Source organism: Flavobacterium sp. N2820, from assembly GCF_025947285.1.
Lineage (GTDB): Bacteria > Bacteroidota > Bacteroidia > Flavobacteriales > Flavobacteriaceae > Flavobacterium.
The window spans coordinates 1,454,311-1,470,545 of the sequence record NZ_CP110008.1; the positions used below are offsets into that span (position 1 = coordinate 1,454,311).

The 16,235-nt window shown below is 31.9% G+C and carries 13 protein-coding genes; 6 read left to right on the plus strand and 7 right to left on the minus strand.

Annotated features, from left to right (window positions below):
• Positions 1-64: 64 nt before the first annotated feature.
• The 3 genes from OLM52_RS07025 (at position 65) to OLM52_RS07035 (ending at position 4,480) form a co-directional block, all read left to right on the plus strand.
• On the plus strand, positions 65-1,792 hold the full coding sequence (locus OLM52_RS07025) for a phospho-sugar mutase (protein ID WP_264550415.1): 1,728 nt from the start codon (positions 65-67) through the stop codon (positions 1,790-1,792).
• Positions 1,793-3,640 carry an ABC transporter ATP-binding protein gene (locus OLM52_RS07030; protein WP_264550416.1) on the plus strand — a complete coding sequence of 616 codons (1,848 nt, stop codon included), beginning with the start codon at positions 1,793-1,795 and terminating at the stop codon, positions 3,638-3,640.
• A 138-nt stretch (positions 3,641-3,778) separates the two neighbouring features.
• Positions 3,779-4,480, plus strand: a complete 702-nt coding sequence (locus OLM52_RS07035; RefSeq protein WP_264550417.1) for a hypothetical protein — start codon at positions 3,779-3,781, stop codon at positions 4,478-4,480.
• Positions 4,481-4,523: 43 nt separating this feature from the next.
• On the opposite strand, the gene OLM52_RS07040 is transcribed toward OLM52_RS07035, so the two are convergent.
• The 3 genes from OLM52_RS07040 to OLM52_RS07050 are packed head-to-tail and all read right to left on the minus strand — an operon-like array spanning position 4,524 to position 9,437.
• Positions 4,524-5,237 carry a hypothetical protein gene (locus tag OLM52_RS07040; protein WP_264550418.1) on the minus strand — a complete coding sequence of 238 codons (714 nt, stop codon included), beginning with the start codon at positions 5,235-5,237 and terminating at the stop codon, positions 4,524-4,526.
• 39 nt (positions 5,238-5,276) lie between these two features.
• Positions 5,277-7,739: a TonB-dependent receptor gene (locus OLM52_RS07045; RefSeq protein ID WP_264550419.1), complete on the minus strand. Its 2,463-nt coding sequence runs from the start codon at positions 7,737-7,739 to the stop codon at positions 5,277-5,279.
• A 15-nt stretch (positions 7,740-7,754) separates the two neighbouring features.
• Entirely contained in the window at positions 7,755-9,437 is a 1,683-nt protein-coding gene (locus OLM52_RS07050) for a M23 family metallopeptidase (protein ID WP_264550420.1), read from the minus strand.
• Positions 9,438-9,629: 192 nt separating this feature from the next.
• On the opposite strand from OLM52_RS07050, the gene OLM52_RS07055 reads away from it, so the two are divergent.
• From OLM52_RS07055 to rny, 3 genes are all read left to right on the plus strand, one after another.
• Positions 9,630-9,920 carry a hypothetical protein gene (locus OLM52_RS07055; protein ID WP_264550421.1) on the plus strand — a complete coding sequence of 97 codons (291 nt, stop codon included), beginning with the start codon at positions 9,630-9,632 and terminating at the stop codon, positions 9,918-9,920.
• 8 nt (positions 9,921-9,928) lie between these two features.
• Entirely contained in the window at positions 9,929-10,222 is a 294-nt protein-coding gene (locus OLM52_RS07060) for a cell division protein ZapA (RefSeq protein WP_264550422.1), read from the plus strand.
• Between the two features lie 206 nt (positions 10,223-10,428).
• Positions 10,429-11,991 (plus strand): ribonuclease Y, encoded by a 1,563-nt coding sequence (gene rny, locus OLM52_RS07065; RefSeq protein ID WP_264550525.1) that lies wholly within the window; start codon positions 10,429-10,431, stop codon positions 11,989-11,991.
• A gap of 51 nt (positions 11,992-12,042) precedes the next feature.
• On the opposite strand, the gene OLM52_RS07070 is transcribed toward rny, so the two are convergent.
• The 4 genes from OLM52_RS07070 to OLM52_RS07085 all read right to left on the minus strand — a co-directional run bounded on the left by OLM52_RS07070 (position 12,043) and on the right by OLM52_RS07085 (position 15,915).
• Positions 12,043-13,539, minus strand: coding sequence for a sensor histidine kinase (locus OLM52_RS07070; protein WP_264550423.1), 1,497 nt, complete (start codon positions 13,537-13,539; stop codon positions 12,043-12,045).
• A gap of 104 nt (positions 13,540-13,643) precedes the next feature.
• The gene (xerD, locus tag OLM52_RS07075; RefSeq protein ID WP_264550424.1) at positions 13,644-14,543 is read right to left on the minus strand and encodes a site-specific tyrosine recombinase XerD; all 900 of its coding nucleotides are present in this window, start codon (positions 14,541-14,543) and stop codon (positions 13,644-13,646) included.
• Between the two features lie 76 nt (positions 14,544-14,619).
• The gene (locus OLM52_RS07080) at positions 14,620-15,252 is read right to left on the minus strand and encodes a porin family protein (protein WP_264550425.1); all 633 of its coding nucleotides are present in this window, start codon (positions 15,250-15,252) and stop codon (positions 14,620-14,622) included.
• A 138-nt stretch (positions 15,253-15,390) separates the two neighbouring features.
• On the minus strand, positions 15,391-15,915 hold the full coding sequence (locus OLM52_RS07085; protein WP_264550426.1) for a porin family protein: 525 nt from the start codon (positions 15,913-15,915) through the stop codon (positions 15,391-15,393).
• Positions 15,916-16,235 lie beyond the last annotated feature (320 nt).

Here is a 16,235-nt window from a genome sequence, read left to right on the forward strand (position 1 = left end):
TTTGTGATACCATAAAAACAAATTAAAAAATCATTTTTAGATTTTAAAAATATCAAGATTAAAAATGCATATCGAACAAAGTATTTTAAACAAAGTAAACGAGTGGTTAACACCAACATTTGACCTAGCAACTCAAGATACAATAAAAGAAATGATGACTTCGGCTCCAAAAGAGTTAGAAGAAAGTTTCTATAAAAATTTAGAGTTTGGAACGGGCGGAATGCGCGGTGTTATGGGTGTTGGAACCAATCGTATCAACAAATATACACTTGGAAAAAACACGCAAGGTTTATCGGATTATTTATATAAATCGTTTCCAAACGAGCAATTAAAAGTAGCTATTGCTTACGATTGTCGTCATAACAGTGACACCTTAGCTAAAGTAGTTGCTGATGTTTTTTCTGCTAATGGAATTAAAGTGTTTTTGTTTTCAGATATGCGCCCAACTCCTGAATTATCATTTGCGGTTCGTTATTTGAATTGTCATGCAGGAATTGTTTTAACAGCTTCTCACAATCCACCAGAATACAACGGATATAAAGTATATTGGCAAGATGGCGGACAATTAGTACCACCTCAAGATGCCGAAATTATCAAAATAATCGAAGATTTAAAATATAGCGAAATTAAGTTTGAAGCCAACAACGATTTAATTGAATATATAGATACAGAAGTTGACGAAGCTTTCTTCAAATCAACTGTTGAAAACGCAAGTTTTAACACACCTGCACAAGCAAAAGCGAATTTAAAAATCGTTTATACTTCTTTACACGGAACATCTATAAAAGCCATCCCAAATGTATTGGAAAAAGCAGGTTATATTGATGTAAACATTGTTCCTGAACAAGCAGAACCAAATGGTGATTTCCCAACCGTGAAATCTCCAAATCCAGAAGAACCAGAAGCGTTGTCAATGGCAATTGCTATGGCTAACAAAATTGGTGCTGACATAGTGGTTGGAACTGACCCAGATTCAGACCGATTAGGTGTTGCCGTTCGTGATTTAGATGGAAAAATCAAATTACTAAACGGAAACCAAACGATGGTTATCATGACGGCTTTCCTTTTAGAACAATGGAAACGCGCTGACAAATTCCAAGGTAATGAATTCATCGGTTCAACTATTGTTTCTACTCCAATGATGTTGGAATTAGCAGCAGCTTACGATGTAGAATGCAAAGTGGGTTTAACAGGTTTTAAATGGATTGCAAAATTCATTAAAGATTTCCCAAATCAGAAATTTGTGGGTGGTGGCGAAGAAAGTTTTGGTTTTATGGTGGGCGATGCCGTTCGCGATAAAGATGCCGTTGCTGCTATCTTATTAGTAAGTGAAATTGCTGCGCAAGCAAAAGCTTCAGGAAGCTCATTGTATCAAGAATTATTGAATTTATATATTGATTTCGGATTTTACAAAGAATCTTTAATTTCGATTACCAAAAAAGGAATTGAAGGAGCCAACGAAATCAAACAAATCATGATTGATTTACGCGAAAATCCACTAAAGGAAATTAACGGACAACGTGTCATTTGTATTGAGGATTATCAAACTTCCAAAGGAACAGATTTCATGAATAATGAAACATTTGAAATCAACATCCCAAAATCAAACGTATTAATTTACTATTTGGAAGACGGAAGTAAAATTTGTGCAAGACCAAGTGGAACCGAACCAAAAATTAAATTCTATTTCAGCGTAAATGGAGTTTTAGATACCATTGAAAACGCTGAATCAGTAGAAAAAGAATTAGACAACAAAATTGCTGCAATCATTTCGGCAATGAACCTAAACTAAATGGACGAAAATTTAAAGAAAATAATTCCGTTTGCACTTAAGTACAAGAAAGATGTCGTAATGAATATTATTTACAATATTCTTTATGCACTTTTCAGTACGTTATCTTTCGTTGCATTAATTCCAATGCTAGACGTTTTATTCAAAGATGCTGAAAAGGTTGTGACCCAACCAAAACTAACATCAATTTGGGAAATAACAAGCTACGGAAATGATTATTTGTACTTTTATATTACAAAACTCACAAACGAAAATGGTGCTCAGTATGCACTCTTGTTAGTAGTTTCTATTATTATTACAACATTTTTATTGAAAAATATTTTCAATTACCTCGCTCTTAACCACTTAATGTTATTAAAAAATGGTGTTTTGAGAGATTTGAGGAATAAAATGTTTGATAAGATTATAAGTCTTCCAATCTCTTATTATTCAGAGAAAAGAAAAGGAGACATGATGGCAAGAATGCTAGGTGATGTTAATGAAGTTAGAAATTCGTTTTTTAACATCTTGGAGTTGGTAATTAAAGAACCGATGACTATTCTATTTACGATTGGTGCAATGATAGTTATTAGCTTTAAATTGACATTATTCGTTTTTATTTTCATCCCAATTTCTGGTTTTATCATTTCTAAAATTGGAAAAAGTTTAAAAGCAAAATCAAAAAGAGCACAAGATGAAAACGGCTATTTAATTTCTGTTGTTGAAGAAACTTTAGGGGGATTAAAAGTAGTTAAAAGCTATAATGCGGAAGGTACTTTTACCAATAAATTCAATAGTTCTATTCAAAGATTATACCGATTAACGAACAGTATTGGAAGGAAAAATAACCTTTCTTCTCCAATGAGTGAGTTCATGGGAATTGTTGTTATTGCTATTCTACTTTGGTATGGAGGAAATATGGTTTTAGTAGAAACTTTTGCAGATGGTTCTCCTTTACTTGAAGGTTCTAAGTTTATTGCATATATGGGATTAGCTTACAACATTTTAACTCCGGCAAAAGCAATTTCGAAAGCATCTTATCAAGTAAAAAGTGGCTTAGCGGCTGCTGAACGCGTTTTTGATGTATTAGAAGTTGAAAACAACATTACCGATAAAGAAAATGCAATCACAAAAACCTCTTTTGAAAATTCAATTCAAATTGAAAATATTAATTTTAGATATGAAGAAGAGAATGTTTTGAAAAACTTCTCGTTAGAGGTTCCAAAAGGAAAAACGGTAGCTTTAGTTGGGCAATCAGGTTCTGGAAAAAGCACGATTGCTAATTTATTGACGCGTTTTTATGATGTGCAAGAAGGAAGTGTAAAAATCGACGGAATCGACATCAAAGACATGACTTTGTCATCGCTTCGTGATTTAATGGGATTGGTTACACAAGATTCGATTTTATTTAACGATTCGATTAAAAACAATATTCGTTTAGGAAAACAAGATGCAACGGATGATGAAATTATTGCTGCTTTAAAAGTTGCTAATGCTTATGAATTTGTTTCCGCTTTACCTAACGGAATTGAAACCAATATTGGTGATGCTGGTGGAAAACTTTCGGGCGGACAAAAACAACGTTTATCGATTGCGAGAGCCGTTTTGAAAAATCCACCGATTATGATTTTGGATGAAGCAACTTCTGCTTTAGATACCGAAAGTGAAAAATTCGTTCAAGTGGCATTAGAAAATATGATGCAAAATAGAACTTCGATAGTGATTGCACACCGACTTTCAACCATTCAAAAAGCAGATAAAATTGTAGTAATGCAAAAAGGCGAAATCGTTGAACATGGAACACATGATGAATTATTAGCTTTGAATGGCACGTATTCGAAGTTGGTGATGATGCAGAGTTTCGAGTAAATTAGCACGCGGATGAAACTGATTCGCTATAGCGAAACGCTGATTTAAACAGATTTTTCACTTTGTGTGACTTTGTGCTTATCTTAGTGTAACTTTGTGTGACAATTTTGACTTTAAATTTATAACTGAATCTGAAAAATGTACATAAACAGCTCAAATATTACGTTACCTGAAGACAATGACACCATTGTTTGGAAATATTTGGACTTGTCTAAATTTTTAGACATGTTGTTGTCGCGTCAGTTATTTATGTCGCGCTCTGATAAGTTTGAAGATCAATATGAAGGTACCTTTTCAGAACCCACTTTCGAAGAAATCAAGAAAATTGCTGCTAACAATCCAAAGTTTTTAGATAATTATAAATCGCATCGTGAAAAAGTCGTGATTAGCAGTTGGCACATTAACGAATATGAATCGTTTGCGATGTGGCAGATTTTTACCCAAAATACAGAAGGTTTAGCCATTCAAACTACCATTGGTAGACTAAAAGAAGCCTTACTTCCTGAAAAAAAAACGGAGCAATACATTGGAGCCGTAAATTATATCGATTACAAAAAAGAGTTTATTCCTTTTGATGATACGTTTTTCCCGTTCTTGTTTAAACGTAAAAGTTTTCAATACGAAAGAGAAATTCGTATTATTTCCGACGTTTCCAACACCAATTTAAAAATCGACAACGGATTAAAAGTAGATGTAAACCTAAACCAACTAATTGAAAAAATCTACATTCACCCAAAAAGTGAAAACTGGTATAAAAATTTGGTAATTGAATTGGTTTCTAAACTAGGATTTGATTTCGAAATTGAAAAATCGGATTTAGAAAGTGATATTTTGATATAAAATATAGATTAAAAAACAGTTGTAAACGGATTTTACAAAAAAACTAATTCGGAGTATACATTTCCACTTTCCACTCGTTTGCTAACAAGTTTACATAGTGATAATGTACTTTATCATTTTTGTCAAACGCACCGTTTTTGTTGATGTCTTCGATACATCTAAAGTATAAACGGTTTTGCGCTTCGATGATATTCCAATCGATTAATTCTTGAAATTCTTCTGAAAGTTTTGTGAAATTCTCGCCACTTGCCGTACTCAAATACAATGATTTAATGTCGTTTTGATTGATTTTTCCATCTTTATTGGTATCTGCATCAACCAACGTATAAGCAATAATTTGTTTCTTGGTTTTTGAGGCAATTCCGTCTAAAAAAGTAGCGGTTTGAATTTGGATTTTTTGATCCGTTAATGGTTTTGTATTTGTAGAATCAATGTGTTGAAAATTCAAATTATCAAAATATCCTGTAATTTCAAATCGGTTATAATTTGAAATCGCATAACTCACTTGGTTGGTTTTACTACTTCCATATGCTCTGCTATCAGTATCATACACACGAATATCACCAACAGGATGAATCAAATATTGCGTACCTTCCATCAAAATAGGCAAATCGGCAACTTTAAAAGACGCGGTATCTTTAGCAGTAGTTCCTACTTTAGATTTACCATCTTCGTAAATTACTTTTGGTGTTTCCTTTTCTTGCTTGCAACTGATAAGTGCGGTTAGCAAAACTATTGATGTGATAATGCGTTTCATGGAAAAGTATTTATAGTCAAATATACTAAAAAACATTGATTACAGCCTTGCAACCAATTTAATATTAAAAACTCGAGTAGTCATGTAATTTGGAATTCCGTATTGCGATTTGGTATACACATCGCGCACCCAAGTATTCGTAATTGCATTTTGATTGTTGAATAAATTGAAAATTTCTAATCCCAATGAAAATTCATTAAACGGTTTTAACCACGTTTTCGATGATTTAATTTTTTCATCTTTAAATACATATGAAAATCCAACATCCGCTCTACGGTAATCATTCAAACGCAATTGATAGGCGTATGGATCTGCATAGGCAGGCGAACCTCCGGGCAATCCTGTATTGTAAACCAAATTTAGATATAATCTCAAGTTTGGAATATTTGGCATATAATCTTGAAACAAAACTCCAAATTTTAATCGCTGATCAGTAGGACGAGCAATAAAACCCTTTCCATCTTGATTTTCTTCGGTTTTTAAATAGCCAAAAGTAAACCACGATTCTGTTCCGGGTACAAATTCTCCGTTTAAACGAGCATCAAAACCATAAGCATAAGCTTCGGCATCGTTGTTAGCTCTGTAACGAATACGAACGTTATCGATTGTATAGGTGTTTACGTCTGTTATATTTTTGTAATAGGCTTCGGAAACCAATTTAAACGGTCGGTTCCACATTTTAAAACTATAATCATTACTCAAAACTAAATGAAATGATTGCTGTGCTTTTACATTGGGTTGCACTACACCCTCATAATCACGCAATTCTCTGTAAAATGGCGGTTGATGGTATAATCCACCAGACAAACGGAATAACATATCCTTATCCCAATTGGGTTTAAAAGCAAACTGAGCTCTTGGAGAAAATGTAATTTGGCTATCCCCTTTTGGCATTCCATCTGCATCTACTTGCCAATGATGACCTCGAACTCCGGCATTAACCCAGTATTCATGTTCACCTAATCTTCCTCTATAATTCCACTGAACATAACCTGAAAATCGATTGATTTTAGTATAATTAGTTGCTCTTACATTTTGATAAGGAGCTAAAGGGCCAACATACGGATTATAAGGCTGATCATTTTGATAATCTAAAATAGGATTAGGTAAGGAAAACCCAGCAGAGTCAATCACTTCCCATTCTACAATTCTATCGCGAATATCTTCAATGGTTAATTTTGCGCCCCATTCTAATTGTGATTTTTCGTTTAATTCGTGAAAACCTTTTACTTCAGCGTTAACAATTAAAGCATCTAAATCATTACGCGCATGATTTAATTGAGAACCAATTCCTCGCGTAAAAACTACATCACCAAAGGTTTCCGAACCTATATTTGAATCCACTTCACCTAGACGATATTGTGCCAAAATATCATAATATTCCTGCTCTTGGGTGTGATATCCAGAAAGAATAAACTTCAATTTATTTTTATCGTTGTATTGATAAACGGCTTTTCCTGCACCAAAAAATGTTAAATACTTATCTTTTTCTTGTCCTTCATAAAACACCAAAAGCGCAATTGGTTCATCGATAGTTCCAAAATTGGTTTGACGTGTTAAAGGTTCGTAATTGTATCTATTTTGGGAGATATTCCCTAAAAAACTAAAATTCCATTTGGTTGAAGCATTAAAATTCAATAAGGTTTGAACGTCAAAAAATGTTGGTCTAAAATTGGTTTCTGTTTCTTGACTATTTACTAAAAGACTATTGTCTCTGTATCTAACGCCTGTAATATTACTCCATTTTTGATTTTTGGAAACTCCTTCAACAGTTAGACTTCCGCCTAAAAGACTGGCTTCTAAACTAGCGCCAAAACGTTTTGGATTTCTGTACGTAATATCTAAAACCGAAGACAATTTATCACCATATTTTGATTGAAATCCTCCAGCAGAAAAATCTACATTTTGAACCATATCAGTATTCGTAAAACTCAAACCTTCTTGTTGTCCTGAACGAATTAAAAAAGGACGATAGACTTCAATTTCATTGACATATACTAAGTTTTCATCGTAATTTCCACCACGTACAGCATACGAAGTACTCAATTCATTATTAGAATATACACCAGGAAGTGTTTTAATGATATTTTCAATTCCGGCATTGGCACCAGGAATTTTTCTAATGACTACAGGATCAATTGTGGTTACACCTTCGATACGTTTTTTATTGTTTCCAATTAAGACCACCTCTCCAATTTCTTCAACTTTTGAGTTTAAAACAGGATTTAGTTCATAATCTTCATTGGGCTTTAATTCTAAAACAAGTTTATAATTCTTAAATGACACATGTGAAAAAACAAGCGTTACTTTTTTATTGGCTGGAATTTCTAGCAGGTAAAATCCATTGGAATTTGTAATAGTTCCCAAATCATCTGCTGAAATACTAACATTTTCAACTGGATTATTGTTTTCGTCCAAAATAACACCTTTAACTCTTGCATTTTGTGCAACCGAAAAAACAGAAAACAAACTAAAAACTAAAAATAGAACTATATTTTTCAAACGAACGCGTTTTAATTATTTATAAAAGTAAGATTCAAAGGTAGTTGAATTTTGTAAATTATCGGTAACAACAATCTTTAAATCATTTCTACCTTCAACGTAAATTGCATCCTCTAAATTGTGTGTGAGCTTTTTTGTTTTGTAATCATACTCCATTAAAATCCATTTTCCATTTAAATAACCATTATAAGTGTCTATATCTGAATGCAAATCGGTTACAGAAACACTAATTGTTTTTTGTGTCGTAAGTGTTTTTCCTTCAATAAAATTCACATTATAAATTCTTGGTGGTGTTATATCTTGTGCCAATTTAAATTTACCTAATGTTTTTGTTTTTATTGAAAAATTATTGCCTTTTCTATAAGTATTGTTGTATTTTAATTTATAACCATCAAGCGTTGCTATGTAAGTTTTACTTAATTGTTCTTCGGTTAAACCAGCAACATTATTGAACGCTAATGTGATGTTTTTATGAACTGGTACACTATCATCATGCAATGTAACTACATCATTATTTACATCAAAGTTCATGTAAAAATTACTATAAAAAGCGTTTTCAGGAACATACACTGAAACATTATTTTTTTCAAAAATAGATTCCGTTTTTGCTTTAATATAATATGGTGTTTTTTGAAACGTTTTTTCAATCTTTGCCTCTTGATTAGCAAATTCAATTGGAATTATTAATTCGACTTTATTGCCATGAAAATCATAGACTTCAACTCTATAATTATAATTTGAATTGGGTTGTACATTAATTATTCCATCTTTTTTATTTCCAGAAACAATTGAAAGTGGATATTCATTCATTTGAAAAAGTTTTTGCACACGTTGCCCCATTTCGTGAAAACGTTCATAATCAATAAAATTATTAATGTAACGCGATTCATCAAAAGCAAACGAATCAAAACCATATTGGTATTGCAAAACACCATTTAAATAGGCTTTCACTTTGTATAAGCCATTTTTATTATAGCCGTTTGTACAAAAATCATAAGCATTAATTCCAAAAGCGACTTTTCCGTTAGCTTTTACTTTTACGCCTAAATAACTCCCATCGGCTTGTTTAGAAAAAGAAATATTAATTGGTTTTTGAGAATTATTCACCGTTGTGGAATCTATGGGATAAGCTACAATACCTTGAATAATTGGTTTTCGTTCATCAACAATTATTTTTTTTAATCCAAAATGCATTGGGTTGATGATTTGTTCAGATTTAGTATCTCTAAATTCAAAATGCAAATGCGGACCGCCACTTCCTCCTGTATTTCCAGAATAAGCAATAATATCTCCTTTTTTTGCAGGCAATTCTGTGGGATACAAATACATTTCAATTTCATAGGACTTCTCCTGATAATGCTTCTTTTTTATATAATCTTGAATAACGCCATTGGCCTTTTGCAAATGACCATAAACAGAAGTATATCCATTGGGGTGCGTAATGTAAATTGCTTTTCCATATCCAAAAGTTGAAATTTTGATACGCGAAACGTAGCCATCACCAGTTGCATAAACAGGCAATCCTTCTTTTCCTGTGGTTTTAAAATCTAACCCCGAATGAAAATGATTACTACGCAACTCACCAAATGAACCCGATAAATCTAACGGAATTCCTAATGGAGATTGAAAAGTTTCTTGAGGGTAATCTTGACTAAAAACAAAAAGAGGGGCGAGTAAAATGGCTAATAGGAATTTCATGGTACTTATGTTTAATGCTAAAATAATAAAAAATATTGAGTTAAAGTAAACAAAAATCATACCTTAAACAAACACTTAACAACCAAACACTTACAAATAAAAAAAAATTAATCGCAAAATTTAGTAAAAACTATTGCTATTTTTGAATACTAATGTTAACTTTGTGAAATATTGAAATGAATTGTATCGTTAATGAACGGATTATCTGAATTAATTGATTCTCTAGAAGTTAAATTTTTTAAGCTGAATCAAAAATTGGTTCAACTAGAAAAAATTAATCTAGAATTGCGCGAAGAATTGTTGCTTTCTAAAAAAAATCAACAAGAGCAGTCTGATGAGATTGTTTCGTTAAAAAATCAAATAGATACTCTAAAAATGGTCAATTCATTATTAGGCAGTGAAGAAAATAAAAGAGAAACAAAACTCAAAATAAATTCATTAATTCGCGAAATTGATTATTGCATAGCGCAACTTTCTGATTAGAAAGCATTATGAGTGAAAAACTGAAAATAAAAATATCAATTGCAGACCGAGTGTATCCGCTTACCGTAGATACATCGCAAGAAGAAGGCCTAAGAAGTGCTTCTAAAAAAATTGATGCTATGATTAAACAGTTTGAACAAAGCTATGCCGTGAGAGATAAGCAAGATGTGTTAGCCATGTGTGCTTTGCAATTTGCCGCACAAGTAGAGCAAAAGCAAATCACAGGTTCACAAGATAATGAAACAGCGATAACCAGATTGCAAAATTTGGATAAAAAATTGAGTGAGTTACTCGCAAAATAAATACGTTCTTACAACATAAATACAATACTGCCTACATTAGTATATATTTGATAAACTCAACACTAACAAATTAAACGAGTGAATCTTTGCAACTATAACAGGCCCTTTAGTGGGAAGTTTGAACTGCAAGTTAACTTAAATCTTGTATAACCGAGTTTATACAAACACCTAATGTAGGCTTTTTTTATATAATTTTTTTTACACATATCATGATACTAAACATAATAATAGGTATTTTAATCGGTCTTGCAGGAGGTTTTGGAGTTGCTAAATTTTTAGAAAAAAGCAATGTTTCAAACCTAATTAAAAACGCAAAAAAGGAAGCTGGTTCAATCTTAAAAGACGCAAAAGCTGAAGCTGAAGCCACCAAAAAAGAGAAAATTCTACAAGCAAAAGAAAAGTTTTTAGAACTAAAAGCAGAACACGAACAAGTCATATTAGCGAGAGATAAAAAAACCGCTGAAGCTGAAAAAAGAACTAGAGACAAAGAATCTCAAATTTCTAATGAATTGGCTAAAGCAAAAAAAGTAAATGACGAAGCAGAAGCTAAAATTGCTGAATATTCTACTAAAATTGAACTTTTAGACAAAAAACAACAAGAAATTGATAGATTACATAAAAGCCAAGTAGAACAATTAGAGGTAATCTCTGGTTTATCTGCTGATGAGGCTAAAAATCAATTGGTAGAAAGCTTAAAAGCTGAAGCCAAAACAAATGCGATGTCATTCATTCAAGATACGGTTGAAGAAGCAAAAATGACAGCACATCAAGAAGCTAAAAAAATCATCATAAGCACCATTCAACGTGTAGGTACAGAAGAAGCAGTAGAAAACTGTGTTTCTGTATTTAATATCGAATCAGATGATGTTAAGGGTAGAATTATTGGTCGTGAAGGTCGTAACATTAGAGCTTTAGAAGCTGCTACAGGAGTTGAAATCATTGTTGATGATACGCCTGAAGCAATTATCTTATCTTGTTTTGATCCTGTAAGAAGAGAAATCGCTCGTTTGGCATTACATAAATTAGTTACAGACGGACGTATTCACCCAGCACGTATTGAAGAAGTAGTAGCTAAAACAGCAAAACAAATTGACGAAGAAATCATCGAAACTGGAAAACGTACAGTAATTGATTTAGGAATTCACGGATTACACCCAGAGTTAATCAAAGTTGTGGGTAGAATGAAATACCGTTCATCTTACGGACAAAACTTGTTACAACACTCAAGAGAAGTTGCAAAACTATGTGGTATCATGGCAGCTGAATTAGGCTTAAACGTTAAATTAGCAAAAAGAGCTGGTTTATTACACGATATTGGAAAAGTACCAGATACTGAAAGCGAATTACCTCACGCAATTTTAGGGATGCAATGGGCTGAAAAATATGGTGAAAAAGAAGAAGTTTGTAATGCGATTGGTGCTCACCACGACGAAATCGAAATGAAATCATTGATTTCGCCAATTATCCAAGTTTGTGATGCTATTTCAGGAGCGCGTCCGGGAGCAAGAAGACAAGTATTAGATTCTTACATCCAACGTTTAAAAGACTTAGAAGATATCGCATTTGGATTCGGTGGAGTTAAAAACGCCTATGCAATTCAGGCTGGTAGAGAATTACGTGTGATTGTAGAGAGTGAAAAAGTTTCTGATGAAGCTGCTTCAAACTTATCATTTGATATTTCTCAAAAAATTCAAACTGAAATGACTTATCCTGGTCAAGTAAAAATTACGGTTATTCGCGAAACAAGAGCTGTTAATATTGCGAAATAAGAATAAAATCATAGAATAAAAAAAGGCTTGTAATATTTACAAGCCTTTTTTTTATTTTTTAAAATAAACTTTAAAAGTAGTTCCTACATCTAATTTACTTTCTACTTCTATTTTCCCTCCCATTGTTTCAATTTGATTTTTGGTAATATACAAACCAACTCCACGTGAATCTTCATGTCCGTGAAAAGTTTTATACAATCCAAATATTGATTCTCCATAACGTTCCATATCCATACCAACACCATTATCTATAACATGTAAAACATGATAATCTTCAACATCTGATAATTTAAACGAAATTTTAATCTCTTTTTTATCATCCGAATATTTTATTGCATTTGTCATTAAATTCAATAAAATACTTTCTAAATAAGCCGGAATACAATTCACAAAAACCTTTTCACTCACTTGGTTTTCGATCAAGATGTTTTTAGTATTGATATCTTCATTCAAAATATACAACATCCTAGAAATATAATCTGATAATTGAAGTGACACAAACTCTTTATTAGTTTGCGTATGGACTTTTACCAAGTCATTCAAATTTTCAATTGTATCATTCAATTCTTTTGACACAATTTCGATATTGTTCAATGTTTCTTCAAAAGTAAAACTAGCATCATGATACAATTCTAAAAGTGATTTAATATTTCCCGCATGTGTGCGCAAATTATGAGAAACGATATGAGCAAAATTTAATAGCTTATTATTTTGTGAATTTACAATTTCTAGCATTTTCAACAATTCTTGCTCTTTTTCCTTTTGAGCAGAAATATCAGTATGAGTTCCAGCGATACGAAGTGGTTTGCCCGATTCGTCGCGTTCAATTACTTTACCTCTATCTAAAATCCATTTATAACTTCCATTGCACATTACACGATGACATGTTTCATAAAACGGAATTTTATTTTCAAAATGTAAATTGATATTTCCATAATATTCTTCTCTATCATCAGGGTGTACACGTTCATCCCACTCCTCTGGTGATGCCACTAAATCCGATTCGGTTAACCCTAAAATCTTCATTGATTCTGAGGAATAATACACTTTATTAGTAACCATATCCCAATCCCAAACACCTCTATCGGAAGCTTGTACAGCAAAGTGATAGCGTTCATCAGCCACTCGTAGTTGAATTTCTTGCTCTTTTATGGTTGTGATATCGGATAGTAATCCATAAAAAATAGTTTCATCATTCTCGGTCGCTTTTGGTGTGGCTTCAATGCGCAACCATTTATAACTACTATCGGGTAAAAGAAAACGGAAATCTACTTCCCATTTCGTTTTGGTTTCTACAGCTGTAGTAAAGGTTTTTTTAAAAACGATCAAATCGCTTTCATAAATTCTATACTTTGCGAAGTTGTATGAATCTTCTAAAATTTCTTCAATTGAGAATTGATATAAAAACTCTATTGGTTTACTAATAAAATCCAAATGAATTTCCTTCGCAGGAGATACGCGTATTTGAAATATAATATTAGGAAGCTGTTTGATTAAACTTTCGTAGAGTTTATTTAAGTCTTCAGGCTTTTTAGATGTAAAAATCATAAATAGGGATTATTTTTAAAACGTATTTACCAGAAAATGAATTGGATTCGCAAAAATACTGAAAACCAATTGTTTATTTGGCAAAAAACTAAACAAATGTTAAGTTATTTTCTGGGATGATACGTATTCAAAACTTGTGCCAAAAATTTTCTATCTAAATGCATGTAAACCTCAGTTGTTGTAATAGATTCGTGACCTAACATTAATTGAATCGAACGTAAATCTGCTCCGTTTTCTAGCAAATGAGTTGCGAATGAATGTCTAAATGTATGAGGGCTAATTGTTTTGTTTAAGTTTATAGCACTCGCTAAATTTTTTATAATTGTAAAAATCATAGCTCTTGTTAATTGCTTACCTCTTCTATTTAAAAACAAAGTGTCTTCAAAATTTTTCTGTACAGCAATGTGAACCCGAATTTGATTTACATAAGTCGTGATAAACTTAATTGTTGTTTTTCCTACAGGAACAAAACGTTGTTTATTTCCTTTACCGGTAATTTTTATAAATCCTTCTTCAAAAAATAAATCAGAAATTTTGAGCGAAATTAATTCAGAAACACGCAATCCACAACTGTATAAAGTTTCTAACATAGCTTTATTTCGTTCACCTTCTAATGTAGATAAATCAATTGCCTCAATTAAAGCATCAATTTCTTCAGTAGAAAGTGTATCGGGAAGTTTCCTGCCAGTTTTTGGTACTTCTATTAATTCCAAAGGAGTGTCTTTACGATAATCTTCAAAAATGAGATAATTAAAAAAACTTTTTAAACCTGAAATTAAACGCGATTGACTTCTTGGATTAATTTGAGTAGCCATTTCATATATAAATTGCTGCACGGTTTCTTCTGAAATGTGAATAGGCGAAATTTTAATTTCCTTTTCGTTCAAAAACAAAACCAATTTTTCAATATCAAAGGTATAATTTTCAATGGTATTTTTAGAAAGACCACGTTCCAATCGCAAATAATTTTGATATTCTTTAATATAAGATTGCCATGTACTCATATTTCAAAAGTAAACAATTTGTTACAATAAAAAAATCCCGCAAAAGCGGGACTTTCAGTAATATTATGTATAGAAATTAGAATCTAAAACCTAAACCAATTTGGAAAACAGAATTTTTAATATCATTGCTTCCACCTTCAGAGTCACCAATTTCTGTTAGACCTGCTTGGTATCTAGCATTTGCAAAAATAACATCCGAAAATTCATAGTTCATTCCTAATCCTAAACCAAAATCTGTTGATTTTAATTCATCTTTCATATCAACTGTATCAGAACCAAATCCTGAAGCTTTTACTTTCATATCAGCACTGGTTAAAAAACCAACATAAGGACCCGCTTCTAATGAAAATTTATTAACCACTTGGTATTTGAACATCATAGGAACGTTGATATAATTTAATTTTAATGTAGCATCAAAATTTATTAATGTACCTTCTACATTAACTGTTCCTTCAGATTTTGAACCTTGAGCTGAATAAATTAGTTCAGGTTGGAATGTTAATTTATTAGTAATTGGAATTTCAACAAAGAAACCGGCATTAAAACCAACATAATTATTAGCATCGCCAGCATCATCACCAACGATATTTGCTAAGTTCATTCCTCCTTTAACACCAAACTTAACATCAGCAACTGATTTTACCTCTTCTTGTGCAAAAGAAATTCCAAAACCTAAAAGTGCAACTGCAACTAAAATTGTTTTTTTCATTTTTTAAATTATTAAATTTTGGGCAAATGTAAGAAAACTAAACATAATTTAAAATATAAACGATGAACAAACAATAAAACAGATAAAATAAAAAAATCCCGCTCGAAAGCGGGATTTTTAACTTATTTAAGTTACAAATTAGAATCTGTATCCTAAACCAATTTGTAAACCTGCATTTCCGAAATCAAAACCATCAACATCAGAAATATTAGCTAAACCAAGGTTGTAACGAGCGTCAAACATTAATCCATTTGACAATTCATAACCAGCTCCAAATCCTAAACCAAAATCTAAAGATTTAGTAGCTTCGTCAACAAGATCTTCTTGAGCAGCAATTTTGAATGCAATCTCTGGACCTGCTTGTAAAGATAAACCTTCCATAACATAATACTTAGCCATGATTGGTAATCTTAAATAATCAATACCAGCATCATCACTAGCACCTTCTGTAGAATACATTAATTCAGGTTGAACATGGAATTTTTCAGATACTGTGAAATCTACCAAACCACCAACGTAAAATCCACCTCTAGCGTCACCACCGTCAGCATCTCCAGTAAAATTTGTTGTACTGTAACCAGCTTTTACACCAAATTTCATTTCTTGAGCATTTGATACTCCGAATGCCATTACTGCAATTGCAGCGAATAAAACTTTTTTCATGTTTAGTTTAAATTTAAAGTTAATGAGACAAATTTATAGTATTTTTTTTTACAAATGAACAAAATTTGTTAGGTTATTAACATTTTTTTTAACCGTAAAAAGCATATGAATTGAGAATCAAATACTTAATAAACACTAGCAATTATAGGATTTTAACAAAAAAACATGTTTTGAGTTATCAACAATCTACAACCTTGTAGTTAACAATACCATTTCTTAAAAAAAGCAAAATTGTTATAAAAATGGGTTAAAACAACTTTTTTATCCAATAAAATAACGAAATTTACGTTTCAAAAATAGTATAACCTCAAAAATTAAAA

Coding starts and splice junctions, on each gene's coding strand:
- OLM52_RS07025 (WP_264550415.1), top strand. CDS start 65: ATGCATATCGAACAAAGTATTTTAAACAAAGTAAACGAGTGGTTAACA.
- OLM52_RS07030 (WP_264550416.1), top strand. CDS start 1,793: ATGGACGAAAATTTAAAGAAAATAATTCCGTTTGCACTTAAGTACAAG.
- OLM52_RS07035 (WP_264550417.1), top strand. CDS start 3,779: ATGTACATAAACAGCTCAAATATTACGTTACCTGAAGACAATGACACC.
- OLM52_RS07040 (WP_264550418.1), bottom strand. CDS start 5,237: ATGAAACGCATTATCACATCAATAGTTTTGCTAACCGCACTTATCAGT.
- OLM52_RS07050 (WP_264550420.1), bottom strand. CDS start 9,437: ATGAAATTCCTATTAGCCATTTTACTCGCCCCTCTTTTTGTTTTTAGT.
- OLM52_RS07055 (WP_264550421.1), top strand. CDS start 9,630: ATGAACGGATTATCTGAATTAATTGATTCTCTAGAAGTTAAATTTTTT.
- OLM52_RS07060 (WP_264550422.1), top strand. CDS start 9,929: ATGAGTGAAAAACTGAAAATAAAAATATCAATTGCAGACCGAGTGTAT.
- OLM52_RS07070 (WP_264550423.1), bottom strand. CDS start 13,539: ATGATTTTTACATCTAAAAAGCCTGAAGACTTAAATAAACTCTACGAA.
- xerD (WP_264550424.1), bottom strand. CDS start 14,543: ATGAGTACATGGCAATCTTATATTAAAGAATATCAAAATTATTTGCGA.
- OLM52_RS07080 (WP_264550425.1), bottom strand. CDS start 15,252: ATGAAAAAAACAATTTTAGTTGCAGTTGCACTTTTAGGTTTTGGAATT.
- OLM52_RS07085 (WP_264550426.1), bottom strand. CDS start 15,915: ATGAAAAAAGTTTTATTCGCTGCAATTGCAGTAATGGCATTCGGAGTA.